The sequence below is a fragment of the Pseudomonas sp. R32 genome (assembly GCF_009866705.1).
GTDB classification, from domain to species: domain Bacteria; phylum Pseudomonadota; class Gammaproteobacteria; order Pseudomonadales; family Pseudomonadaceae; genus Aquipseudomonas; species Aquipseudomonas donghuensis.
In genome coordinates this window covers 5,536,346-5,559,207 of sequence record NZ_CP019396.1, presented here as the reverse complement: position 1 = coordinate 5,559,207, position 22,862 = coordinate 5,536,346, and the positions used below count along the sequence as shown (strand labels likewise).

The 22,862-nt window shown below is 62.3% G+C and carries 27 protein-coding genes; 16 read left to right on the top strand and 11 right to left on the bottom strand.

All coding sequences use genetic code 11. The annotated features are described in order from the left end of the window. The first annotated feature begins 74 nt into the window (after positions 1 to 74). From pstB to PspR32_RS25720, 4 genes are all read left to right on the top strand, one after another. A complete protein-coding gene (gene pstB, locus PspR32_RS25735) occupies positions 75 to 908 on the top strand; it encodes a phosphate ABC transporter ATP-binding protein PstB (protein ID WP_010225943.1) in 834 nt (277 codons plus the stop codon). A gap of 121 nt (positions 909 to 1,029) precedes the next feature. Continuing rightward, complete coding sequence (phoU, locus tag PspR32_RS25730; protein WP_010225942.1) at positions 1,030 to 1,788, top strand: phosphate signaling complex protein PhoU; 759 nt, start codon at positions 1,030 to 1,032, stop codon at positions 1,786 to 1,788. A 152-nt stretch (positions 1,789 to 1,940) separates the two neighbouring features. Continuing rightward, entirely contained in the window at positions 1,941 to 2,837 is an 897-nt protein-coding gene (locus PspR32_RS25725; RefSeq protein WP_010225941.1) for a response regulator, read from the top strand. 244 nt (positions 2,838 to 3,081) lie between these two features. After that, positions 3,082 to 3,978 (top strand): peptidoglycan DD-metalloendopeptidase family protein, encoded by an 897-nt coding sequence (locus tag PspR32_RS25720; protein ID WP_010225940.1) that lies wholly within the window; start codon positions 3,082 to 3,084, stop codon positions 3,976 to 3,978. A gap of 6 nt (positions 3,979 to 3,984) precedes the next feature. Here PspR32_RS25720 and PspR32_RS25715 read toward each other — a convergent pair whose 3' ends face one another. The 3 genes from PspR32_RS25715 to phoB form a co-directional block, all read right to left on the bottom strand. Beyond that, entirely contained in the window at positions 3,985 to 5,325 is a 1,341-nt protein-coding gene (locus PspR32_RS25715; RefSeq protein ID WP_036995255.1) for a hemolysin family protein, read from the bottom strand. A gap of 113 nt (positions 5,326 to 5,438) precedes the next feature. After that, positions 5,439 to 6,713, bottom strand: a complete 1,275-nt coding sequence (gene phoR, locus PspR32_RS25710) for a phosphate regulon sensor histidine kinase PhoR (RefSeq protein ID WP_232531903.1) — start codon at positions 6,711 to 6,713, stop codon at positions 5,439 to 5,441. Positions 6,714 to 6,850: 137 nt separating this feature from the next. Beyond that, entirely contained in the window at positions 6,851 to 7,540 is a 690-nt protein-coding gene (phoB, locus tag PspR32_RS25705; protein WP_010225936.1) for a phosphate regulon transcriptional regulator PhoB, read from the bottom strand. A gap of 146 nt (positions 7,541 to 7,686) precedes the next feature. Between phoB and PspR32_RS25700 the strand changes: the two genes are divergently transcribed. Beyond that, positions 7,687 to 8,061, top strand: coding sequence for a COG4315 family predicted lipoprotein (locus tag PspR32_RS25700; protein ID WP_010225933.1), 375 nt, complete (start codon positions 7,687 to 7,689; stop codon positions 8,059 to 8,061). Between the two features lie 57 nt (positions 8,062 to 8,118). Here PspR32_RS25700 and ubiA read toward each other — a convergent pair whose 3' ends face one another. Both ubiA and PspR32_RS25690 read right to left on the bottom strand, forming a co-directional pair. Then, the gene (gene ubiA / locus PspR32_RS25695; RefSeq protein ID WP_010225931.1) at positions 8,119 to 9,006 is read right to left on the bottom strand and encodes a 4-hydroxybenzoate octaprenyltransferase; all 888 of its coding nucleotides are present in this window, start codon (positions 9,004 to 9,006) and stop codon (positions 8,119 to 8,121) included. Further along, on the bottom strand, positions 9,006 to 9,569 hold the full coding sequence (locus PspR32_RS25690; protein WP_159389334.1) for a chorismate lyase: 564 nt from the start codon (positions 9,567 to 9,569) through the stop codon (positions 9,006 to 9,008). The genes ubiA and PspR32_RS25690 overlap by 1 nt, the downstream gene beginning before the upstream one ends. Positions 9,570 to 9,736: 167 nt before the next feature. On the opposite strand from PspR32_RS25690, the gene rubA reads away from it, so the two are divergent. From rubA to PspR32_RS25640, 10 genes are all read left to right on the top strand, one after another. Beyond that, positions 9,737 to 9,904 carry a rubredoxin RubA gene (rubA, locus tag PspR32_RS25685; protein WP_010225928.1) on the top strand — a complete coding sequence of 56 codons (168 nt, stop codon included), beginning with the start codon at positions 9,737 to 9,739 and terminating at the stop codon, positions 9,902 to 9,904. Positions 9,905 to 9,936: 32 nt separating this feature from the next. Continuing rightward, positions 9,937 to 11,085 carry an NAD(P)/FAD-dependent oxidoreductase gene (locus PspR32_RS25680; RefSeq protein WP_036995248.1) on the top strand — a complete coding sequence of 383 codons (1,149 nt, stop codon included), beginning with the start codon at positions 9,937 to 9,939 and terminating at the stop codon, positions 11,083 to 11,085. Positions 11,086 to 11,273: 188 nt separating this feature from the next. Continuing rightward, entirely contained in the window at positions 11,274 to 11,549 is a 276-nt protein-coding gene (locus PspR32_RS25675) for an HU family DNA-binding protein (protein WP_003213368.1), read from the top strand. Positions 11,550 to 11,728: 179 nt separating this feature from the next. Then, the gene (locus PspR32_RS25670; protein WP_010225925.1) at positions 11,729 to 11,947 is read left to right on the top strand and encodes a hypothetical protein; all 219 of its coding nucleotides are present in this window, start codon (positions 11,729 to 11,731) and stop codon (positions 11,945 to 11,947) included. Further along, entirely contained in the window at positions 11,944 to 12,276 is a 333-nt protein-coding gene (locus PspR32_RS25665) for a hypothetical protein (protein WP_010225924.1), read from the top strand. The genes PspR32_RS25670 and PspR32_RS25665 overlap by 4 nt, the downstream gene beginning before the upstream one ends. Then, on the top strand, positions 12,273 to 12,653 hold the full coding sequence (locus PspR32_RS25660) for a hypothetical protein (protein WP_010225923.1): 381 nt from the start codon (positions 12,273 to 12,275) through the stop codon (positions 12,651 to 12,653). Before PspR32_RS25665 ends, PspR32_RS25660 begins: the two co-directional genes overlap by 4 nt. Then, on the top strand, positions 12,650 to 13,180 hold the full coding sequence (locus tag PspR32_RS25655; RefSeq protein ID WP_010225922.1) for a hypothetical protein: 531 nt from the start codon (positions 12,650 to 12,652) through the stop codon (positions 13,178 to 13,180). Before PspR32_RS25660 ends, PspR32_RS25655 begins: the two co-directional genes overlap by 4 nt. Beyond that, a complete protein-coding gene (locus tag PspR32_RS25650) occupies positions 13,177 to 14,184 on the top strand; it encodes a hypothetical protein (RefSeq protein WP_159389333.1) in 1,008 nt (335 codons plus the stop codon). Before PspR32_RS25655 ends, PspR32_RS25650 begins: the two co-directional genes overlap by 4 nt. Beyond that, positions 14,175 to 14,564 (top strand): hypothetical protein, encoded by a 390-nt coding sequence (locus tag PspR32_RS25645; protein WP_159389332.1) that lies wholly within the window; start codon positions 14,175 to 14,177, stop codon positions 14,562 to 14,564. The genes PspR32_RS25650 and PspR32_RS25645 overlap by 10 nt, the downstream gene beginning before the upstream one ends. 117 nt (positions 14,565 to 14,681) lie before the next feature. Next, complete coding sequence (locus tag PspR32_RS25640) at positions 14,682 to 15,056, top strand: helicase (RefSeq protein WP_010225918.1); 375 nt, start codon at positions 14,682 to 14,684, stop codon at positions 15,054 to 15,056. A 22-nt stretch (positions 15,057 to 15,078) separates the two neighbouring features. Here PspR32_RS25640 and PspR32_RS25635 read toward each other — a convergent pair whose 3' ends face one another. The 6 genes from PspR32_RS25635 to exbB all read right to left on the bottom strand — a co-directional run bounded on the left by PspR32_RS25635 (position 15,079) and on the right by exbB (position 21,806). Beyond that, complete coding sequence (locus PspR32_RS25635; RefSeq protein ID WP_010225916.1) at positions 15,079 to 16,479, bottom strand: aminoacyl-tRNA deacylase and HDOD domain-containing protein; 1,401 nt, start codon at positions 16,477 to 16,479, stop codon at positions 15,079 to 15,081. A gap of 78 nt (positions 16,480 to 16,557) precedes the next feature. Beyond that, a complete protein-coding gene (recG, locus tag PspR32_RS25630; protein WP_010225915.1) occupies positions 16,558 to 18,633 on the bottom strand; it encodes an ATP-dependent DNA helicase RecG in 2,076 nt (691 codons plus the stop codon). Positions 18,634 to 18,642: 9 nt separating this feature from the next. Next, a complete protein-coding gene (locus tag PspR32_RS25625) occupies positions 18,643 to 19,563 on the bottom strand; it encodes a hydrogen peroxide-inducible genes activator (protein WP_010225913.1) in 921 nt (306 codons plus the stop codon). Between the two features lie 93 nt (positions 19,564 to 19,656). Continuing rightward, positions 19,657 to 20,394: an energy transducer TonB gene (locus tag PspR32_RS25620; RefSeq protein ID WP_036995244.1), complete on the bottom strand. Its 738-nt coding sequence runs from the start codon at positions 20,392 to 20,394 to the stop codon at positions 19,657 to 19,659. Further along, on the bottom strand, positions 20,391 to 20,816 hold the full coding sequence (gene exbD, locus PspR32_RS25615; protein ID WP_010225911.1) for a TonB system transport protein ExbD: 426 nt from the start codon (positions 20,814 to 20,816) through the stop codon (positions 20,391 to 20,393). The genes PspR32_RS25620 and exbD overlap by 4 nt, the downstream gene beginning before the upstream one ends. Before the next feature lie 3 nt (positions 20,817 to 20,819). Next, on the bottom strand, positions 20,820 to 21,806 hold the full coding sequence (gene exbB, locus PspR32_RS25610) for a tonB-system energizer ExbB (protein ID WP_036995243.1): 987 nt from the start codon (positions 21,804 to 21,806) through the stop codon (positions 20,820 to 20,822). A gap of 195 nt (positions 21,807 to 22,001) precedes the next feature. Here exbB and PspR32_RS25605 point away from each other — a divergent pair, with 195 nt between their 5' ends. After that, a complete protein-coding gene (locus PspR32_RS25605) occupies positions 22,002 to 22,859 on the top strand; it encodes an SDR family oxidoreductase (protein WP_036995240.1) in 858 nt (285 codons plus the stop codon). The last annotated feature ends 3 nt before the right edge of the window (positions 22,860 to 22,862 follow it).

Here is a 22,862-nt window from a genome sequence, read left to right as displayed (position 1 = left end):
GCAAGCTACACGCCGCTTTTGCTCAAACTTGCAGCGTGCAGCTAGAAGCTTGCAGCTACAAACGGAGTGAAATCATGCAACATGAAACCCATTCTCACGGTATCGACATGTCGGCCCTGGGTCGCGACAAACAGAGCCTGCGCCTGGCTGAAGAAACCGTAGCCATCGAAGTGCCTGGCCTGAGCCTGTACTACGGCGACAAGCAAGCCCTGTTCGATGTCAGCATGAACATCCCCAAGCAGCGCGTGACCGCCTTCATCGGCCCGTCCGGCTGCGGTAAATCGACCTTGCTGCGTACGTTCAACCGTATGAACGACCTGGTTGACGGCTGCCGCGTCGAAGGTGCGATCAACCTCTACGGCAACGACATCTACCGCAAGGGAGAAGACGTGGCCGAGCTGCGCCGCCGGGTCGGCATGGTGTTCCAGAAGCCCAACCCGTTCCCCAAGACCATCTACGAGAACGTGGTCTACGGCCTGCGCATCCAGGGCATCAACAAGAAGCGCGTGCTCGACGAAGCGGTTGAGTGGGCGTTGAAGGGCGCGGCACTGTGGGATGAGGTCAAGGACCGCCTGCATGAGTCGGCGCTGGGTCTGTCCGGTGGCCAGCAGCAACGTCTGGTGATTGCCCGCACCATCGCCGTGGAGCCAGAAGTGCTGCTGCTCGACGAGCCCTGCTCGGCACTCGACCCGATCTCGACGCTGAAGGTTGAAGAGCTGATCTACGAGCTCAAGTCCAAGTACACCATCGTCATCGTTACCCATAACATGCAACAGGCGGCGCGGGTCTCCGACTACACCGCGTTCATGTACATGGGCAAGCTCGTCGAGTTCGGTGATACCGACACATTGTTCACCAATCCGGCGAAGAAGCAGACCGAAGACTACATCACTGGCCGTTACGGTTAACGGCAGTTGCAAGCTTCAAGCCGCAAGCTGCAAGAAAGTGGCGAGCGTGAAGCCCGGGAACGACACGAACAAACTTGAAGCTTGAAGCTTGCTACTTGAAGCTTTTTCGCGGAGCGAAAGCATGATCGATAAAGACAGCCTTACCCACCATATCTCCCAGCAGTTCAACGCCGAACTCGAAGAGGTTCGCAGCCACCTCCTGGCGATGGGCGGCCTGGTCGAGAAGCAGGTCAACGACGCGGTTACCGCGCTGATCGAGGCCGATTCTGGCCTGGCCCAGCAGGTGCGCGAAGTCGACGAGCAGATCAACCAGATGGAGCGCAATATCGACGAAGAGTGCGTGCGCATTCTTGCCCGGCGCCAGCCGGCGGCGTCCGACTTGCGTCTGATCATCAGCATTTCCAAGTCGGTGATCGACCTGGAGCGCATCGGCGACGAGTCGACCAAGATTGCCCGCCGCGCCATCCAGCTGTGCGAGGAAGGCGAGTCGCCGCGTGGTTATGTCGAAGTGCGTCACATCGGTGACCAGGTGCGCAACATGGTCCGTGATGCCCTCGATGCCTTTGCCCGTTTCGATGCCGACCTGGCACTCTCGGTCGCTCAGTACGACAAGACCATCGACCGCGAGTACAAGACCGCGCTGCGCGAGCTGGTCACTTACATGATGGAAGATCCACGCTCGATCTCGCGTGTTCTCAGCGTGATCTGGGCCTTGCGTTCGCTGGAGCGTATCGGCGACCACGCCCGTAATATCTCCGAACTGGTGATCTACCTGGTACGCGGCACCGATGTGCGTCACCTGGGCCTCAAGCGTATGCAAGAAGAGGTTCAGCGCAGTGGTGAAAGCGCTAATGTTCCGGGCAAATCTGACGATAACTAAGACTGCCCGAGAATGAACGCCCGGCCTTGGCCGGGCGTTTTCGTTTGCGGGTGAGGCAGCCGCGAACGAAACAACGAGTCCCGGCGTGACCCAATGTTTGGCAAATGGCCATCAGTCAGCGTTATGCTAGTCGGGATTCAATAGGAGTGGCGATGAGTAAAGTCAGTGTGTTGGTTGTGGATGATGCGCCGTTCATTCGCGACCTGGTCAAGAAGTGCCTGCGTAACTACTTCCCCGGTATCGTCATCGAAGACGCGGTCAACGGTCGCAAGGCCCAGACCTTGCTGAGCCGTGAGACTTTTGACCTGGTCCTGTGCGACTGGGAAATGCCGGAAATGTCCGGTCTTGAACTGCTGACCTGGTGCCGCCAGCAGGAGTCGATGAAGACCTTGCCGTTCATCATGGTCACCAGCCGCGGCGACAAGGAGAACGTCGTCCAGGCGATTCAGGCCGGGGTTTCGGACTTTGTCGGCAAGCCATTCACCAACGAGCAACTGCTGACCAAGGTGAAGAAAGCCCTGACCAAGGTTGGCAAGCTCGACACCTTGCTGGCCAGTGCGCCGACCCGCGCCAGTTCGGCCTTTGCCAACGACTCGCTGAGCGCCCTGACCGGCGGCCGTGCCGAAACGGTCAAGCCGACAGCGCCAGCGGCCCCCGTGGCAGCGGCCAAACCGTTGGTGAGCGCTCCCAAGCCTGGCGCTGCGGCACCGGCAGGTCGTGGCCAGGGCCAACTGCGTTTGCCAAGCGGCGTTCAGCCGTGCGTGATCAAGGCGCTGAGCCTCAAGGAGGCGCTGCTGGTGGTGCGTCGTGGCGAAACCCTGCCACAGGTACTGGAAGGTGCGGTACTCGACCTGGAGCAGGGCGAGAACGCCGAGATCGCGCGTCTTAACGGCTACCTGCATGCGATTGCCGCGCTGGAGCCCAAGCCGGACAGCGACTGGCTGCAACTGACCTTCAAGTTTGTTGACCAGGATGCGCAGAAGCTCGACTACCTGTCGCGCTTGATCGCCCGCGGATCGGCGCAGAAGCACTTCGTACCGGGGGCCTGACGGCCCTGTGGGAGCGGGCCTTGCCCCGCGATCGAGCGCGCAGCGGTCGCAATCCAGACAACACCTGATGTATTGACTGGGCTGGCCTCCTCGCGGGGCAAGCCCGCTCCTACAGGAGCCGGCCTTGCCGGCGATCAATGCACCGCTCGTCTCCTGGCACACCCCTGAAACACTCTCGCCGCATCCCCGCCAAAATCTGCTGCTAGGCTTCGACAGACCATCAACTGTCAAAAAGCCACTACTCATGCCTGCACGCACGCTGCTGTTCTGCGCCTTGCTCACGGCTTGCAGCCCTGTGCTGGGCATCACCCTGTACAAAAGTACCGACGCTTATGGCGTGGTGTCTTATTCCGATCGCCCGATTCCCGGCAGCCGGGCATTTGTCTTTGGCGACAGGATGGTCGAACAGCTGGACACCCAGGTGCAGTTGCAGGTCAGCCGGTTTGCCGGTGGTGTGCGCTTCAGTGCGCGCAACGACACTTACGCGCCAGTCGAGGTGGAGCTGCGTTTGCAGCGCATGGGCAATGTGCAGGGTGGGGCGTCACGGCTGGTACGGGGGGTAATACCGGCGCGCACGACGATGCCGTTGACCCTGCTAAGTGCGCGGCAGCCCGGCAGGCCGGTGAGCTACAAGGAGAAATTCTCTTACGCCCTGGGCAACCCGGGCCAGCGCCAACTGGCCTTCCGCTACCCCTTGCCCTGGCGTGGCGGGCCCTTTCGCCTGTCCCAGGGGCCCAATGGCCGCTACAGCCACTTCGGGCCCAAGGGTCGCTATGCCATGGACATCGCCATGCCCGAGGGCACGCCGATCATCGCCGCCAGGGCAGGGGTGGTAATCAAGACTGAAAACAGCCAGAGCGGCCGTGGCAGCCATCCTTCGGGCAATTTCGTACGGATCCTCCACGAAGACGGCACCATGGGCGTGTATCTGCACCTGATGCGCGGCTCGGTGGTGGTCAGGGAAGGGCAGCGGGTGGTGTATGGCACGCCGCTGGCCAAGTCCGGCAATACCGGCAACAGCAGCGGGCCGCATCTGCATTTTGTGGTGCAGCGCAACGTCGGGCTGGCGCTGGAGTCGATTCCCTACCAGTTCAACCAGCCCGTCGGTGGGTTGCCGAATTTTACCGCCGGCAACCCCTGAGGCGGCTCAATCGAGCTTGAGCACCTTGGCCAGGACGATCTTCGGGCCTTTCATCTTCTTGATGATGATGCGCAGGCCTTCGACTTCCAGCAGCTCTTCCTCTTCCGGCACCCGCTTGAGGGTCTCGTAGACCAGGCCGGCGAGGGTTTCCGCTTCGATATGGTCAAGGTCCACGCCGAGCAGGCGCTCGACCTTGAACAACGGGGTGTCGCCGCGCACCAGCAGCTTGCCCGGCTGGTAGGCAAGGATGCCGCGTTCGGCCTTGCGGTGTTCGTCCTGGATATCGCCGACCAGCACTTCCAACACGTCTTCCATGGTCAGGTAGCCGATGACTTTGCCGTCGGCTTCCTCGACCAGGGCGAAATGCGCGCCGCCCTTGCGGAACTGTTCGAGCAGATGGGCCAGCGGCATGTGCCGCGACACGCGCTCCAGCGGGCGGGTCAGCTCGGCCAGGTTGAACGACTCGGGGATATGGTCGAGGTCGGCCAGCTCCAGCAGCAGGTCCTTGATGTGCAGCAGGCCGATGAACTCCCCGCGCTCGGCATCGAGCACCGGATAGCGGCTGAACTTGTGCCGGCGGAACATCGCGAGGATTTCCTTGAGCGGCGCATTGGCATCGAGGCAGACCATGTCTTCACGGGAGTTGGCCCAGTCGACGACTTCCAGCTCGCCCATTTCCACCGCGGACGCCAGCACCCGCATACCCTGGTCGCTGGGGTCCTGGCCACGGCTGGAGTGCAGGATCAACTTGAGCTCTTCACGGCTGTAATGGTGTTCGTGGTGCGGCCCGGGCTCACCTTGGCCTGCGATACGCAGGATGGCGTTGGCGCTGGCGTTGAGCAGGTAGATCGCCGGGTACATCAGCCAGTAGAACAGGTACAGCGGCACCGCCGTCCACAACGACAGCAGTTCGGGCTTGCGGATCGCCCAGGACTTGGGCGCCAGCTCGCCGACGACGATGTGCAGGTAGGAGATGACGAAGAAGGCACTGAAGAACGAGATGGCCTTGATGACTTCCGGCGATTCGACGCCGACCGCACCCAGCAGCGGCTCGAGCAGGTGGGCGAAGGCTGGTTCACCCACCCAGCCCAGGCCCAGCGAGGCGAGGGTGATACCCAGTTGGCAAGCGGACAGGTAGGCGTCCAGCTGGCTGTGCACGGTGCGCAGGATTTGCCCGCGCCAGCCATGCTGCTCGGCAATCGACTCGACCCGGGTCGAGCGCAATTTGACCATGGCGAACTCGGCGGCAACGAAAAAGCCGTTGAGCAGAACCAGCAGCAGAGCAAAAAGAATCATGCCGAAATCGGCGAAAAGTGCAGCGAGGTTGAAACCAGGGGAAGGGTCCATGATGGAGTTTTACGGGGTCCGTCTTCTAAGAAAGGGAGTACAGCAATGCCAGCACGTGCTGGCGCGAGTCAGCCAATGTAGCGGCTGACTGCGCAAATTTAAAGGGCGGCGGCTCAGGAGGCCTGGCGCACCGCCATCTGGGCAGGGGCGAAATGGCAGGTAAAGGTGCTGCCATGGCCCGGCACGCTGCTGATTTCCAGGCGCGCCCGATGGCGCAACAGCACATGCTTGACGATTGCCAGGCCCAGGCCGGTGCCGCCGGTATTGGAGGCGCGGCTGGAGTCGACCCGGTAGAAGCGTTCGGTCAGGCGTGGCAAATGCTTGGGGTCGATGCCGATGCCCGAGTCCTGCACGCTCAGGTGCGCGCCTTGCTCGTCGGCCCACCAGCGGATGCGGATCTGGCCTTCATCCTGGGTGTACTTGACCGCATTGAACACCAGGTTGGAGAAGGCGCTGCGCAGCTCCGCCTCGCTGCCCTTGAGGCGGATACCCGGCTCGGCTTCCAGGCTGATGCGCTGGTTGCGTTGCCCGGACAGCGCCTGGGCGTCGCCCTTGATCGATTGCAACAGGGTATCGACGGCCACCGGCTGGTTGTCCGAGGGGTAATCGGTGGCTTCCAGCTTGGCCAGCAACAGCAGGTCATTGAGCAGGGTCTGCATGCGTCCGCCTTGCTGCTGCATCTGCTGCAGCGCGCGAACCCAGCGTGGGTTCACCTCTTCGACGTTGTCGAGCAGGGTTTCCAGGTAGCCGGCAATCACCGTCAGCGGCGTGCGCAGTTCGTGGGAGACGTTGGCGACGAAGTCTTTGCGCATTTGTTCCAGCTGATGGATGCGGGTGACATCGCGCACCAGCATCAGGTGCTCGTTGTTGCCATAGCGGGTGATATGCAGCTGCACACGCATGCGGTCATTGATCGGCGAGGGGATTTCCAGTGGTTCGAGGTAGTTCTCCTGTTCGAAGTACTCCTTGAAACGCGGGTGGCGCACCAGGTTGGTCACTGGCTGGCCGCTGTCCTGTGGGGTCTTGAGGCCCAGCAGGGTTTCCGCCGCGCGGTTCCACCACTCCAGGTTGCCATCGCTGTCGAGCATGATCACCGCATCCTTGAGTGCGGCGGTGGACTCCTGCACCCGGTCGATCACCGCCTGCAGGCGCCCGCGCACGCGCTGGTCGCGGCGTTGCAGGTGATAGATGCTGTCGAACACCTCGCCCCACAGGCCATAGCCGTCGGGCGGTGCTTCATCGGGTTTGTGCAGACGCAGCCATTCGTGCAGGCGCAGCAGTTGCTTGAGGGTCCAGCCCAGGTAGATCGCCAGGCCCAGGGCCAGGCTCCAGCCATAGTAGCCGCTGATCAGGCCGGCCAGCAGGCAGACAGTGATCAGCAACAGCATGTGGCGAATCAGGGTGCCATGCCAGTTCTGGTTCAATTGGGATCCTTAGCGGATCAGCCGCACGTTGCAAGCTACAAGCTGCAAGGTTGAAGCGGATCTGCGTTTGCTTTTGCTCTTTCTTGCAGCTTGCAGCGTTCTCAACTCTTGGTAGAGAAGCGGTATCCAGTGCCGCGGACGGTTTGTACCAGATTTTCGTAGGCATCACCCAGCGCCTTGCGCAGGCGGCGGATATGCACATCGACGGTGCGCTCTTCGACATAGACGTTACCGCCCCAGACCTGATCCAGCAGCTGCCCACGAGTGTAGGCGCGTTCCTGGTGGGTCATGAAGAACTGCAGCAGGCGGTATTCGGTCGGGCCCATTTCGGCCGGCTTGCCGTCGATGGTCACCCGGTGGCTGATCGGGTCGAGCAGCAGGCCGCCGACTTCGATCGGCGCCTCGCCATCGCTTGGGCCTGCGCGGCGCAGCACGGCCTTGAGCCGGGCCACCAGCTCGCGCGGCGAGAATGGCTTGGTGATGTAGTCGTCGGCACCGACTTCCAGGCCCTGGATCTTGTTGTCTTCCTCACCCTTGGCGGTGAGCATGATGATCGGGATGTCGCCAGTCAGCTCATCGCGCTTGAGACGCCGGGCCAGTTCTATGCCGGAAGTGCCCGGGAGCATCCAGTCGAGCAGGATCAGATCGGGTTTGCGGTCGACGATGATGGCATGGGCCTGCTGGGAATTCTCGGCTTCCAGGCAGTCATAGCCGGCCATTTCCAATGCAACGGCGATCATCTCGCGAATTGGCGCTTCGTCGTCAACGATCAGAATGTTTCTGCCAACCATGCTTAAACCTCTTCCATTAAAGGTGTCTTGGCCCGCATTAGATAACGGAATTATTGCAGTCGTGTGACAGCTCGGGGGCCGTTGCAGCAACATTCTGTTACTGGGCTAGGCTTAAATTCCCTTTCCCGAGCTTTACGGTGAATCCAATGACACGACATACGCTGAACTGGATGGCTCTATTCACTGCAGTTGTCTTGGCGCTACCGGGAGTGGCTCTGGCTGATCATGCCATGGAGAAGAACGGCATGTTGGTCGATCATTCCGACATGACGCTTTACACCTTTGACAAGGATACCGGAGGCACATCCATGTGCAGTGGCGAGTGTGCCAAAAACTGGCCGCCATTGATGGTCAAGGCAGGAGAAAAAGCCGAGGGCAAGTGGACGCAGATCAAGCGTGATGACGGCTCGATGCAATGGGCCTACGACGGCAAGCCGTTGTATACCTTCGTTAAAGACAAGAAGGCGGGGGACACCATGGGCGATGGCATGAAAGATGTCTGGCACGTTGCCAAACCCTAGTGGCTTCATCGCGGGGTAAACCGGCTCCTGTAGGAGCAGGCTTGCCCCGCGAAACAATCAGAAGCTGTAATCCAGCACGATGCCAATAAAGATCAGCAGCCCCGCCCAGTGGTTGTGCAGGAAGGCCTTGAAGCACGACTCGCGGTCCAGCTTGCGCGTTGACCAGAACTCCCAGGCAAAGCACAGCAACGCCGCCACCAGCCCCAGGTGGAACCAGCCGCCCAGTTCGAAGCGGTTGCCGGCCAGCAGCAGGCAGCCCAGCGACAGCACCTGCAAGGTCAGAATGATCACCCGATCGGCTTCGCCGAACAGGATGGCAGTGGATTTGACCCCGATCTTGAGGTCGTCATCGCGGTCGACCATGGCGTAGTAGGTGTCGTAACCCACGGTCCACAGCAGGTTGGCGATGTACAGCAGCCAGGCAATGGCCGGCAGCTCGCCGGTGGCGGCGGTGAAGGCCATGGGGATGCCCCAGGAATAGGCCGCCCCCAGTACTACCTGCGGGTAGTAGGTGTAGCGCTTCATGAACGGGTAACAGGCCGCCAGCGCCACGGCACCGAACGACAGCCACACCGTGGTGGCGTTGGTGCACAGCACCAGCAAGAAGCTCACCCCGACCAGCGTGGCAAACAGAATCAGCGCCTCGCGGGCATTGACCCGCCCAGCAGCCAGCGGACGGTCGGCGGTGCGTTTGACGTGGCCATCGACCTTGCGGTCGGCAAAGTCGTTGATTGCGCAACCTGCGGCACGCATCAGTACCACGCCGAGGGTGAAAATCAGCACGTTGGCGACGGTCGGCGTGCCCTTGGCGGCAATCCAGACTGCCGAGAGGGTCGGCCACAGCAGCAGGTAGATGCCGATCGGGCGGTCCATCCGGCTCAGCTGGATGAAGTCCCAGGCCCGGGGATGCAGACGATTGAACGACTTGAGCAGCTGCAGGTACATCAGCGGTTCTCCGAGGGTTTATCGGCAGCAATCCACAGCGTAGGCAAGAACACTTCAGCCACCAGCACGCTCAAGGTGCCACGGTCGAAGCGTGAGCGACGTCCCCACAAGCCTTCATGGCGTTGCTCCGCCGGCAGCCAGGCGTGTGGGTAGTGACAGACCTCGATGGGCCGCCGGGCAAATCCCTTTTCGCAGAACAGCAGTTCACCCAGTGAGCGGCTGCCCAGTGCTGCCAGGTCCAGGCCGCCGCTTTCCAGCGAGCTGCGCGCGGCCACGCTGCGGGCAAACACCCAGGGGTGGCCATGGCCGCGCAGGTACACCTCGCGCACCCAGCCTTCGCTGCCCAGGGGCAGATCAAGGGCCAGGCATTCATCGTCGCGCAAGCGCTGCCAACCCTCGCAAAGAGGTGTAACAGAAAAGTGATCGGCGGATAATTGAATTAGGCGGCGGGTCAGGGAGCCCTGGTCGAACAACCAGTCGAGGGTCGCGGGCGGGGTGTTGTCTGCCACGTCAGGGTGCTGCAGCCAGAATGCAGCGGGTGCTTGCAATGTTTCGTACGGCACGGCGGTATCGAATAACAGGCCAGAGAGACGCCGAGCTTAGCATGATTGCCCGATCCGGCTTGCATGCTGGCACCTCGCTCCAGTACAAAGCCCCTCTTTGATGGTCGCCATTGTAATGTTCACCAGAGCGGCCACTCCAAAGCCTGAGTTCTTTGAGGAAGTGCGTAATGAAAAAGTGGCAATGTATCGTCTGTGGCCTGATCTACGATGAGGCCGAGGGCTGGCCGGATGACGGTATCGCTCCAGGGACCAAGTGGGAAGACGTACCCGCAGACTGGCTGTGCCCGGACTGCGGCGTCGGCAAAATGGACTTCGAAATGATCGCCATCGGCTGATCCCCTCCAAACAGATTCAAGGAAAGCAGCGCATGACGGCTCCAGTGGTGATTGTCGGTACAGGTCTGGCGGGTTACAACCTGGCCCGCGAATTTCGCAAGCTCGACGGCGAAACGCCGCTGCTGCTGATCACTGCCGACGACGGCCGCTCCTATTCCAAGCCGATGCTCTCCACCGGTTTTGCCAAGAACAAGGATGCCGACGGCCTGAGCATGGCCGAGCCCGGCGCCATGGCCGAGCAACTCAAGGCCGAAGTGCGCACCCACACCCGCATCAGCGGCATCGACCCCGGCCACAAGCGCCTGTGGATCGGCGAGGAGCAGGTGCCCTATCGGGACCTGATCCTGGCCTGGGGCGCCGAAACCGTGCGGGTGCCGGTCGAAGGCGACGCTGCCGACCTGATTTTCCCGATCAACGACCTCGAAGACTACGCCCGTTTCCGTGTCGCGGCAGCCGGCAAGCAACGGGTGCTGATCCTCGGTGCCGGCTTGATTGGTTGTGAATTTGCCAATGACATGAGCCTGGGCGGCTATCAGGTCGCGCTGGTGGCGCCGTGCGAGCAGGTCATGCCGACCTTGCTGCACCCGGCGGCCGCTGCCGCCGTACAGCTTGGCCTGGAGGGGCTGGGCGTGCGTTTCCACCTGGGGCCGGTGCTGACCCGCCTGCAGCGGCTGGAGCAGGGCCTGGAGGCGCACTTGTCAGACGGCAGCGTGATCGCTTGCGACCTGGTGGTTTCGGCGGTCGGCCTGCGACCACGCATCGACCTGGCCTCGGCAGCGGGGCTGCAGGTCAACCGCGGCGTGGTGGTCGACCGTCAGCTGCGCACTTCTCACGACAATATCTTCGCCCTGGGCGACTGCGCCGAAGTCGATGGCCTCAACCTGCTGTACGTAATGCCCTTGATGAGCTGCGCCCGGGCATTGGCGCAAACCCTGGCCGGTAACCCGACAGCGGTTGCCTATGGGCCGATGCCGGTCACGGTGAAAACCCCGGCCTGCCCGCTGGTGGTTTCGCCCCCGCCCCATGGCCGCGAAGGCCAGTGGAGCGTTGAAGGGCTGGGTGCGGACCTCAAGGTGCTCTGTCACGATGCGGACGGCCAGTTGCTGGGCTATGCCCTGACCGGCACTGCGGTCATGGAGAAGCTGGCTCTAAATCGGCAACTTCCGGCGCTGATGGCGTAAATAACCGGCGTTCTGTCGGATTTCCCCTGCCTTTGCCCCAACAATGGCCGCCCAGAGACTGGCGCGGCCCCTGAGGGCATGCCATTCTCACTCCCGTCTGCCGCAGTTTAGAGCCTGCGGTGCCTTGGGCGCTGTTCTTGAAGAGCAGCACGGCATAACAACAAAAAAACCGTCAAAGAGGCTTCACTATGCGTAAACCAGAACTCGCCGCCGCCATTGCGGAAAAGGCCGATCTCACCAAAGAGCAAGCTAACCGCGTGCTCAACGCCGTGCTCGAAGAAATCACTGGCGCCCTGCATCGCAAGGACAGCGTGACGCTGGTCGGCTTCGGTACCTTCCTGCAGCGCCACCGCGGTGCCCGCACTGGTAAAAACCCGCAAACCGGCGAACCGGTCAAGATCAAGGCCAGCAACACCGTTGCTTTCAAACCAGGCAAATCCCTGAAGGACAGCGTCAATCCGTGATGCCTCGCACAGATCGATTGCAGTAAAAAACGGGCACCGCACAAGGTGCCCGTTTTTTATTGCCGCCGCCCTGGCATCTGGCTAGCATACGCGGCCCCCGTCGCAACGATGGGAGTGTCCAGGGAGGGCCGTGATGAAGATCGAAGGATTCGCAGTAACCGCTAGCGCAGGGCAACGCCATGTATGACGGTCTGACCTTGCCCAACTACCTGGCGAGTGTCGCCGACAGCAACCTGTTCGGCAGCCTGGCCTTTGTCTGCCTGATATTGATACTCACCGGCCTGCACCGGCGCTGGCGTGACCAGCTCTGGCATCGCCTGCTGACGTTCATTTGCCTGACCACCGTGGTGGTCATGGAACTGGTGGGCTCCTACTACGCGAACCTGCCACCGGCATGAGCAAAGGCAGATGGTTCGCTCTGGCGTTGCTGGTACTCCTGCTGCTGCCAGGCGTTACCACGCAGTTGTACTGGAACGCGCTGCTGCTATGGATGGAACCTGACAACTTCATCCCCGCCGAGTCCTCAATGCTGACCTTCGAGCCCTACCAGATTTCCCAGGGCTCCTCGTCGTACTGGCTGTACGGTCAGGATAAGCACAACTACTACCACTTCACCTACGAAACCGCGCACCCCTATCGCTATATCGCCCGCGACAACAACTGCCCCGGCTTCGACAGGAACGATGTGCGCAGTTGGTGCCAGGCCTTACAAGGAAATGCCCGATGACCCGCCGCTGGCTGATTGCCCTGGTCGCGCACGCGCTGGCCTGTTTGCTGTTCCTGCTGCTCAACGACATCGGGGTCGATTACTACAAGCAGGTCTACGGCGGCTTCACCGCCCGCGGCGTGGCGTCTGGCGCCATTGTCTGGTTGGTGTTCGACGTGATGGTGATCTTCAGCCTGGTGATTGCCCATGTGCCGCAGCTCAAGCACAAACTCATGCTCAATGCCGCGCTGGTGGCGCTGATCATCTACTGGCTGATGCCGGACCACCCGGTGCGCACGATGTTCTTCAGCCCCCTGGCCGGTGGCCTGACCTTGCTGGCGATACTGATCACCCATTGGCTGGGCCCGCTGCCAGCGGCCAAAGAGGTGCAGTCTTGAATCGTCGGCGCTATTTCGTCCTGGCGGCGGTCGGGGCATTGGTCCTGTGGGTGGGGTACAACATTCAGGTGCTGATCGACCGGCCCAGTGCATACGGAGTGGTCAGTGAGTCTGGCCGCTATCGCATGGAGAACATACCGGTGGGTGGCTGGCTGGTGCCTTTCGATGACCTGGCCTACCTGCGCATCACTGACCGCAGCAACGGCCATCAGGTCTATCGCACCCCCCTGTACTCACAGACCCCCCTGGACATGCGCGACTATGAAGACAGCGGCACCGTCGGCATTGTCTGGATCAGATTCTTCAAGGCCGATCAGCACTTCGAGATCGAAATGCCCAACTGGGAGCCCCATTGGCTCAACTATTTCATCAGCAATACGCCCTACGAGGTGGCCGACGAACAGGCCGATTGCCGCAAGCCGGAACATGCCTTGCGCTTTATCTGGGATGTGCTGAGTTACTGGCTGGGGTTCAGTGATTACTGGTGCACTCAAACCCAACAGCTGATCGACAGAGGAAAATCATGAAAGGCTTGGCGATGGCCTGGTGTCAGCGGCTCTGTTCGCTTCTGCTGCTGGCCGGTGCAACAACCTGCGTGGCCGCGCCGGCGGACATGCCGGATTGTTCCGACAATGACTTCGGCGCCTTCTTCGCCGCATTTGCCAAGAGCGAAGCGCTGCAGCAGTCGCTGGTAGCCGACCCGCTGATCGAGCAACGGATCTACCCCGGGCGCAAGCAACCGCGTGTGTCGATTCGCAAGCTGACCCCGGAGCAGCGCCCGTCCCTGGCGTTGCTGCAGCCGGCCAAGCGTGCCGAGATGGGGCTGGTGGTCGAGCAGGAGGGCATACGCCAAGTGGTGTTGCGCGACACCAAGGGTGAACTTCTCAAGGTCTACACCTTTACCCGTGGCCAGTGCTGGGTGTTGAACCGGATTGAAGACTGGTCGCTGGCAGACTTCTTCACGGGTCGCAAGGAGAAGGTCGCGGGCGAGCTGGATATCGAGCGTGCCGGGATCTATGAGGACCTGGGCAGGTCAGGGCTCTACGACATGCCCGGGCAACTGATGAATGCTGCCCTCAACAGCCTGCTCAGTGCCGCTGGCAAGGGCAACAATGAAGCGGCGGTGCAGGCGGTCATCCTGGTTTTTTCGGGTGAAGCCGAACGGCTGCCGGATGCGACCATCGTGCAGTTGCTGGAATCGGCCATGAGCACTGAACGCGACGCCGGCGCCATGCTGGCGCACTTTGTTTGCTACGGCGAAGAGTATGCCGAGAACTTGACCTGCCAAAACCCGGGCAAAGCGCTACAAGCCTTGCAGCAATCGGCGAAACTGGAGTCGCCGAGGGGGCTGGTGGACCTTGGTTACGCCTATGAGAATGGCAAGCTTGGCCAGCAGGACAATGCCCGCGCCATGGCTTGCTACCAGCAAGCTGCGCTTGAGGCGAGCGGTTACCGCGATAGCGCCGTGGACGGCATCAAGCGCCTGAGCGACAAAGGCGTGGTCGAGGATGTGGTGCAGAAATGCCTGTAACTCGCCCCTATCGCCTGGCAATCGCCCTGACTGTGCACGTGTTGGCCATTGTCACTTACCTGTTGCTGCACAATACCGGCATGACGATGTACAGGCAGATGGCCGGTGGGTTGATGTCACGCGGGGTCGCGATTGGCATGGGCATGTACCTGATCTTCTACTTCGTGGTGCTGATGAACCTGGTGATCGCGCTGGTGCCGCGGCTCAAGTGGCGGTTGCTGCTGGCGGCCGCCATTCCTGCTGCGATCCTCTTGTACCTGCTGCCGCAGCATCCGCTGCGCGCTCTGTTTTGCAGCGTGCTGGGGTTTTCCACGGCATTGGCGGCAATCGGCGCGAACCAGCTGGTGTTGCACCTGCTGAGCAAGGTCAGGCGCCAGTGAACAACCCGGTTGCAAGGCAATCAGCGGCTATCATCGGGTAAAGCGCAGAGAACTATGGCGTTTTTGTAGCGAGACTATAAACTGCTTCGCCAGTCACTTTTTAGCCGAGGCGTGCACATGAAGTTTCGCTTTCTCCTTTGGGCCATGGGCTTGCTGATGGCCAAGGCCAGCCGCAACAACCCTGCCTTCCAGCAGCAACTGGCCGACAAGGACCTGGTGTTCCAGCTGCAGACCCTCGATGGCAAGGCGGCGCGCCATTTCATCGTCAAGGACCTGCGCATCAGCAGCAAGTCCGGCAGCCACCCTGCGCCGGCCTTTGCCATCGCCTTCAAGGATGCTGCGTTCGGCTTTGCCACCCTGCAGGCCAAGAACAAGCAGTTGGCTTTCATGCAGGGGATTCAGGACAAGAGCATCCAGATCAAGGGCAACCCGGCGCTGGTGATCTGGTTTCAGGGCCTGATGAAGTACCTGAAACCGAAAAAGAAGGCCTGACCGCCAGGGTCAGGCTCATGCCTCAGTGCTGGCTGAACTGCGAGGCCAGCTCACGCAGCATGGCTTCGGCTTCCAGTACCTTGTTGACGACATCCTCGGCCTTCTCACGGGTCAGGTTCAGGCGCTCGAGCAGTTCATCGGGGATGCTTTCCTGCGGCCCCGAGCCGATCCCGCGCGAACGCAGCAGGCGCACCGCCAGGCATACCAGGTTGGGGAAGGCGGCGTAGTCGCCGGCGTAGGTCGGGTCGTGCTGGAAGCGCAGGGCGGTGGACAGCTCCTCCGGCATGTCCCAGTAGCGCATCAGCCAGGCGCCGATCTGCTCGCGGCTGATGCCCAGCAGGTGCTGCTCGACGTAGCTGTGGCACAGGTGCGGATTGACCTCCAGGTGCCGGCAGATCAGCGAGAAATGCGGCGGGAACACATGTGCCAGCAACAGGTAACCGAAGTTGTGCAGCAGCCCGGCCAGGTAGGTCAGGCCTGATTCCGGGCGCTCGGCCCGGGGCATGGCGCGGGTCAGGCCTTCGATCACCGCAGCGGTGTAGATCGATTGCTGCCAGTAAGGCGTGGTCTGTTGCGGGTGGTCCTTGGGCAGGCTCAGGGTCTTGCCCAGCGCCAGGCCCAGGGCCAGGTTGATCACCAGGTCAAAGCCCAGCACGCGAACGATAGCGTCTTCCACCGAGCGGATCTTGCCCGGTGACGCGTAATAGGGCGATGCCGCCCAGCTGACCACTTGCGCGGCCAGTGCCGGGTCGGTTTCGACCACGCCAGTGATGTCGTCGATGGTGGCGTTGGGGTCGACCCGCAGTTTGATGATTTTCTGTGCGGTTTCCGCCAGCGGCGGGATCTCGATGGTGCTTTCCAGGCGCTGCTGGATACGCCTGGCGGTGAACGCCTGGACGGCCTGGGAGATCTCCTCGCGGTCGTCATGGGGGCGGTCAAGGTTGGGGCGGATGCTGCTCAGCAATTCGCCGAAGTTGCCGGCGCTGGCTTTGCTGAGCATCTTCTTGAAGTCGTCGCGCTCGATTTCCAGTAACAGGCCGGCTTCGCCAGAATGAATCAGCAGGCGCTCGGGCCGTAGCAGGTTCTCTTCGTACAGGCACGGTGAGCTGGTCAGCGCCGGAATCCCCGGGAGCAGCTTCAGGCCGTGCTTTTCCAGCATGTGCCGCAGGCGTTCCAGCGGCACGGCGGCCAGCTTGCGCCCGGTCAGCTCGGTCAGGCGGCTGAGGTCCAGCAACTGGTTCTGCGGGAACAGCACCATCAGCGCGCCGATTTCGTCATCCAGCAGTACGGCCTGCACTTTGGCGGCGGCCGGCAGCTGCGGGTGTTCGCTCACTTCGCGGTAGGCGATGCCGAGCTTGTCGAGCAGCAACCGGATAACAGACGGAGCGTGGGGGGTTGCGGTGTCCAGAGCAACTTCAGTCATGGTCTGTATCCAAAATTTTTTCAATCGCATGAGTATAACCAGCTTGAACCTTGGGCTGGCTGCAATCTGGGACGGCCGTCACACTTGGCCATATTGCTGGCCGTGACGCAGCCAGCGCTCCAGCAACGGGCTCACGTGCGACGGCCAACGCGCCAGCAGGGCCTGGGCGGCATCGCGCACGGCGGGCAGCAGATCGGCATCGCGCATCAGGTCGGCGACCTTGAATTGCAGCAGGCCGGTCTGGCGGGTGCCGAGCATTTCGCCGGGGCCGCGCAGCTCCAGGTCCTTTTCGGCGATGATGAAGCCGTCGTTGGTTTCGCGCATGATCCCCAGGCGTTCGCGGCCGATCTGCGACAGCGGCGGGTGATACAGCAGCACGCAGTGGCTCACCGCGCTGCCGCGGCCAACCCGGCCGCGCAGCTGGTGCAACTGTGCCAGGCCCAGGCGCTCGGGGTTCTCGATGATCATCAGGCTGGCGTTGGGCACGTCGACCCCCACCTCGATCACCGTGGTCGCCACCAGCAGTTGCAGGTTGCCCTGCTTGAACTCGGCCATCACCGCGGCTTTTTCCGCAGGCTTCATGCGCCCGTGAATCAGGCCGACGCGCAATTCGCCCAAGGCGCTGCTGAGCTCCTCGAAGGTGGTCTCGGCGGCCTGGCAGGTGAGCTCTTCGGACTCTTCGATCAGGGTGCATACCCAGTAGGTCTGACGCCCTTCGGCACAGGCCGCACGGACCCGCTCGACCACCTCGAAACGCCGGCTGTCAGCCACCAGCACGGTATTGACCGGGGTGCGGCCTGGCGGCAGCTCGTCGAGGATTGACGTATCCAGGTCGGCATAGGCGCTCATTGCCAGGGTGCGCGGGATCGGCGTGGCGGTCATGATCAACTGGTGTGGGCAAAGTTGGCCGCCCACGCCTTTCTGGCGCAGGGCCAGGCGCTGTTGCACGCCGAAGCGGTGCTGTTCGTCGATGATCGCCAGGGCCAGGTTGTTGAACTTCACCTCTTCCTGGAACAAGGCATGGGTGCCGACCACCATCGGTGCGCCGGCGGCGATCTGCTCCAGGGCGCTGGCGCGCGCCTTGCCCTTGAGCTTGCCGGCCAGCCAGGCGACTTCGATGCCCAGCGGCTCCAGCCAGCGCTTGAAGGTGATGAAGTGTTGTTCGGCGAGGATCTCGGTGGGCGCCATCAGCGCCACCTGGTAACCGGCCTCCAGCGCCTGCAGCGCGGCCAGGGCGGCGACCACGGTCTTGCCCGCGCCAACGTCTCCCTGGACCAGGCGCAGCATTGGCTCCGGCTGGCTGAGGTCGTAGGCAATCTCGTTGCCGACCCGCTGCTGTGCGCCTGTCGGCGCAAAACCGAGGTTGGCCAGGTACTGCTGTGGCAAGCGGCTGGCCTTGGGCAGTACCGGCGCACGCTGGGCACGCAGGCTTTCGCGCAGGCGCTGCTGGGACAGCTGGTGGGTCAGCAGTTCTTCGAATGCCAGGCGGTGCTGGGCCCAGTGCTGGCCTTCGGCAAGCTCGTCGACATCGGCATCGGCGGGTGGGTGATGCAGGTAGCGGATCGCGTCGTCCAGCGGTGCCAGTCGATAGTCCCGGGCCAGTTCTTCCGGCAGCCAGTCCGGCAGGCTGCGCGGGCCCAGCAGCGCCAGGCTCTGTTGGCACAGCTGGCGCAGGCGCTGCTGGGTCAGGCCTTCGGTGGTCGGGTAGATCGGTGTCAGGGTCTGTTCCACCGGGGCCGGCTCGTCGCCGGTCAGCGCGCGGTACTCCGGGTGGTAGATTTCCAGGCCCGAGGCACCTGGGCGGGCTTCACCGTAGCAGCGCAAGTGGGTGCCACGCTTGAGGCCTTCCTTCTGGGCGTTGCTGAAATGGTAAAAGCGCAGGCTGAGCACGCCGCTGCCGTCGCCCAGGCGCACCAGCAGGCTGCGGCGCTTGCCCATGACCACGTCGGTGCCACTGACCACGCCTTCGATCACTGCATCCTGGCCCGGACGCAGGGCGCCGATGGGCACCACGCGAGTACGGTCCTGATAGCGCAGCGGCAGGTGGAACAGCACGTCCTGAAGGTTTTCCAGGCCGACCTTGGCGAGCTTCTCGGCCATGGCCTCGCCGACACCCTTGAGCGCGGTCACCGAGACCTGGGACAACTCCGGCATGGCGCTTTCCTACTGGCTCGCGGCGGGTTTGGCGACCGAGCACAAGCGGATCGAGTCAGCGAGGATCTCGATCGCCTTGGGTCGCGGGAAGCTGGCGCGCCAGGCGATGGCGACGGTACGAAACGGTGCCGGTGGGCTCAGGGGGCGCACTTCGATCACGCCCGGGGCGTAATGATGGCTGTGCACTGCCGACAGCGGCAGGATCGACACACCGAGGCCTGAAGCGACCATGTGACGAATGGTCTCCAGCGAGCTGGATTCGACCGTGGTGTGCTTGGCGCCGTCGCTGCCCTTGGCCAGGGTCGGGCAGGCCTCGAGCACCTGGTCACGGAAGCAGTGGCCTTCACCGAGCAGCAGCAGGCTCTTGTCGTTGAGCAGGCCGGCGTCGATGGTTTCTTTCTGGGTCCACGGATGCTCGCTGGGCATCAGCACGTAGAAAGGTTCGTCGTACAGCGGCAGGGTCAGCACATCGGCTTCGTTGAACGGCAGGGCGATGATCACTGCATCCAGCTCGCCATTGCGCAGCTTGTCGCGCAGTACGTGGGTGAAGTTCTCTTCGATGTACAACGGCATCTGCGGGGCGACCCGGTGCAGTTGCGGGATCAGGTGCGGGAACAGGTAGGGGCCGACGGTGTAGATCGCGCCGACTTTCAGCGGGGCGGTCAGCTGGTTCTTGCCGGCCTGGGCCAGCTCGCGAATGCCCTGGGCCTGCTCAAGCACCTTTTGCGCCTGGGCAACGATGCCTTCGCCGACCGGGGTCAGGCGCACCGCGCTTTTGCTGCGCTCGAAGATCAGTACACCCAGCTCGTCCTCAAGCTTCTTCACGCCGACCGACAGCGTCGGCTGACTGACGTGGCAGCGCTCGGCGGCATGGCCGAAGTGCTGCTCCTGGGCGAGGGTGACGATGTAGCGCAATTCTGTGAGGGTCATAACGTGCGTCCATGAAGTTGCGGCCCCAGCATAGCGGCTGCAATCGATAGACGCACGTTATCAGACTTGCTCGTTTGTGACAGAAACAAAGCGTTAGCGTTTGTCCAGCGAGTAGACGAAAGGCGCGATCACTTCAATGCTGCCGTTGTTGAGCAATTCCTTTGGTGGCGGTGGTACCGGTTGCGCGCGGCGGATCATCTCCAGGGTCGCCCGATCCAGTGCCGCGCTGCCCGAACCACCGGCCAGGGCGTAGGAAAGGATCTTGCCCTCGCCATCGACCACAAAGCGCAGACGGTTGATGCCTTCCATACGCAGGCGCCGGGCGTTTTCCGGGTAGCGCTTGTACTTCGCCAGGTGACGCAGCAGGTCGCTTTGCCAGGTCGGCAAGGCATTGCTGTTGGTGGCGATGCTCGGTGCCGGGGCCGCCGATTTCTGTGCCGGTGCGGTAGTTGGCGGTGTATCGACCACTTCCTCGTCGGCGGGCTTCTCCTGCGGCGGCTCAGGCTTTTTCTCAGGCTTGGGCGGCTGCGGTTTGGCCTTCGGTTTGACCGGCTTGGCGATGGCGATTTTCGGTTTTGGCGCCTCGGCCAGTTTCGGCAGCGGCGGTTCTTCGACCGGCGCTGGCGGCTGTGGCGGTGTGACCACCTTCGGTGGAGGTGGCGGTGCCGGTTCGGGCATCGGTGCCATTTCGATCATCATTGCCGCAGGCGGCAACTCGATCGCTTGGGGTACCGACCAATTGAGCGTCAGCAACACGGCAACGGCATGGATACCCAGCACAATCGCCAGACTACTGCTGTAACGCGCCAGCTTATGCCGCGTCTTGATCATTTCTTGGCTGCCGTCTCAAGGCCGACCAGACCGACTTTCAGGTAACCGGCCGCGCGCAGCGTGTTCATGACTTCCATCAGATCGCCGTAATCCACGCCTTTGTCAGCCTGGAAGAAGATCGTGGTGTCCTTGTCGCCCTTGGTCTTGGCGTCGAGAATCGCCCCGAGCTGGTCAGGCTGGACCTGATCGTCGCCGACGTAGAGTTTCTGGTCAGCCTTGACGCTGAGGAACACCGGTTTCTCGGGCCTCGGCGCAGGTTTGGCGGTCGAGGCTGGCAGGTCGACCTTGATGTCGACGGTTGCCAGTGGCGCTGCCACCATGAAGATGATCAGCAGGACCAACATCACGTCGATGAACGGCGTAACGTTGATTTCGTGGTTTTCGGCGAGGTCGTCGCCACCTTCGTTCAAATGCAGGCCCATGGCTTAGCCCACTTTGACCATGTGAGGTGCAACTGCGCGTTCGCCTGGCTGGTGATCCAGGTCGCGGCTGACCAGCAGCAGGACCTCGGCCGAGGCATCGGACACCTGGGCCTTGTAGCCGGCGATGGAGCGGGCGAAGACGTTGTAGATGACCACGGCAGGAATTGCTGCAACCAGGCCCAGGGCGGTCGCCAGCAATGCTTCGGCGATACCTGGGGCAACCACGGCAAGGTTGGTGGTCTGGGTTTTGGCGATGCCGATGAAGCTGTTCATGATGCCCCAGACGGTACCGAACAGACCGACGAACGGTGCGGTGGAACCGATGGTGGCCAGCACGCCGGTGCCGCTGCTCATGTTGCGGCCGCTGGCGGCGACCAGGCGCTCGAGGCGGAAACTGACGCGCTCCTTGATGCCTTCTTTCTCGCGGGAATTGGCCGAGAGGCGCATTTCATCCAGGGCATCGTGGACCAGGACATGGGCCAGGGTGCCTTCTTTGCTGGCACTGTCGCTGGCTTCCTTGAGGGTGGTCGCGCGTTTGAGTGCAGCGATCTCGCCCCGCAGGCGGCGCTTGGCGCCCAGCAGCTCGAAGCCTTTGGCGATCCAGATGGTCCAGGTGATGATCGAGGCGATAGCCAGGCCGATCATGACGATCTTGACCACGATGTCGGCGTTTTTGTACATGCCCCACGGCGACAGGTCGTGGGCCATGCCCAGGCTGGTGTCTTCAACCAGTGCTTCAACGCTTTCGTCGGCAGGGTTGGCTACCTGGCCATCGATCGGTGCAGCGGCAGGCGCGGCAGCCGGGTCGGTCGCTGCAGCTTGTTCGGCGCCTGGCGCGGCCGGTGCTACAGCAGCGGCTGGAGTGGCGGGAGCGGTAGTTGGCTCATCGGCCAGAGCGACGGGTGCCATCACCAGGCTGAACATCAGCGCGGCAATGGCGCGCCATGCGCGCGACATGGTTGGCGAAGCGGAAGGTTGGATACGTGTCATGCTGGCCTGACCTGATGAAGAAGAAAGAGGTGGTTGTCCTTCCAGGCCTCGAGACAGGCCGAGAACAAAATTGGGTAGCCATTATTGCAAGTAATTCTTGTTAGCAGAAGTAATAAAGTTACTTTTTTTCCACCATAGCTAGCCGCCTATCGATTTATTTGGATAGGCTGGGCCTTTGATTTACGGAGTTTCGGGATGTCTGCGCCCTCAGTTCTGATCGTCGGTTGTGGCGATGTCGGTGGCCGTCTGGCCAAGCAATTGCTGGCTTCTGGCTGGCCGGTGAGCGGCCTGCGCCGCAGTGTTGGCCAATTGCCAGAAGGGGTGGCGGCCATCGCGGCCGACTTGAACGATCCGCGCTGTCCGGCCGCCTGGCCGGTTGACGCGCCGGATTACCTGGTCTACAGCGTCGCGGCGAGCCAGCATGACGAAGCCGGCTATCAAGCTGCTTATGTTGACGGCCTGCGCAACGTGCTGGGCTGGCTTGCCGAGCGCAAGCAAGCGCCGCGGCGTCTGCTGTTTGTCTCGAGCAGCAGCGTGTATGCGCAGAAGGACGGTGAGTGGATTGATGAAAGCGCTGCCGTGGAGCCTGAAGGCTATTCGGGCAAGGTCATGCTCGAAGCCGAGCGCCTGGCCTTGGCCAGCGGTATTCCCGCTACCATCGTGCGCCTCACCGGCATCTACGGGCCGGGCCGCGAATGGTTGCTGAGCCAGGTCCGCCAGGGCTATCGGGTGACGGAAGAGCCACCGCTGTACGGCAACCGCATTCATGCTGAAGATGCGGCCGGGCTGCTGGCCTTTCTGCTCAAGGCCGATCACCGGGGCGAGGCCCTGGACGATTGTTACATCGGCGTCGACGACGCGCCGGCGCCATTGTTTGACGTGGTCGCCTGGCTGCGTGAGTACATGGGCGTTACCCAGTGGTCGGAACAGGAGCGGGTGCGGCGCACCGGCAGCAAGCGTTGCAGCAACGCCCGGGCCCGGGCACTGGGCTGGGCGCCACAGTACCCAAGCTACAAGGAAGGCTATGCCGCCATCCTTGCCGGCAGCCTTTAGCCC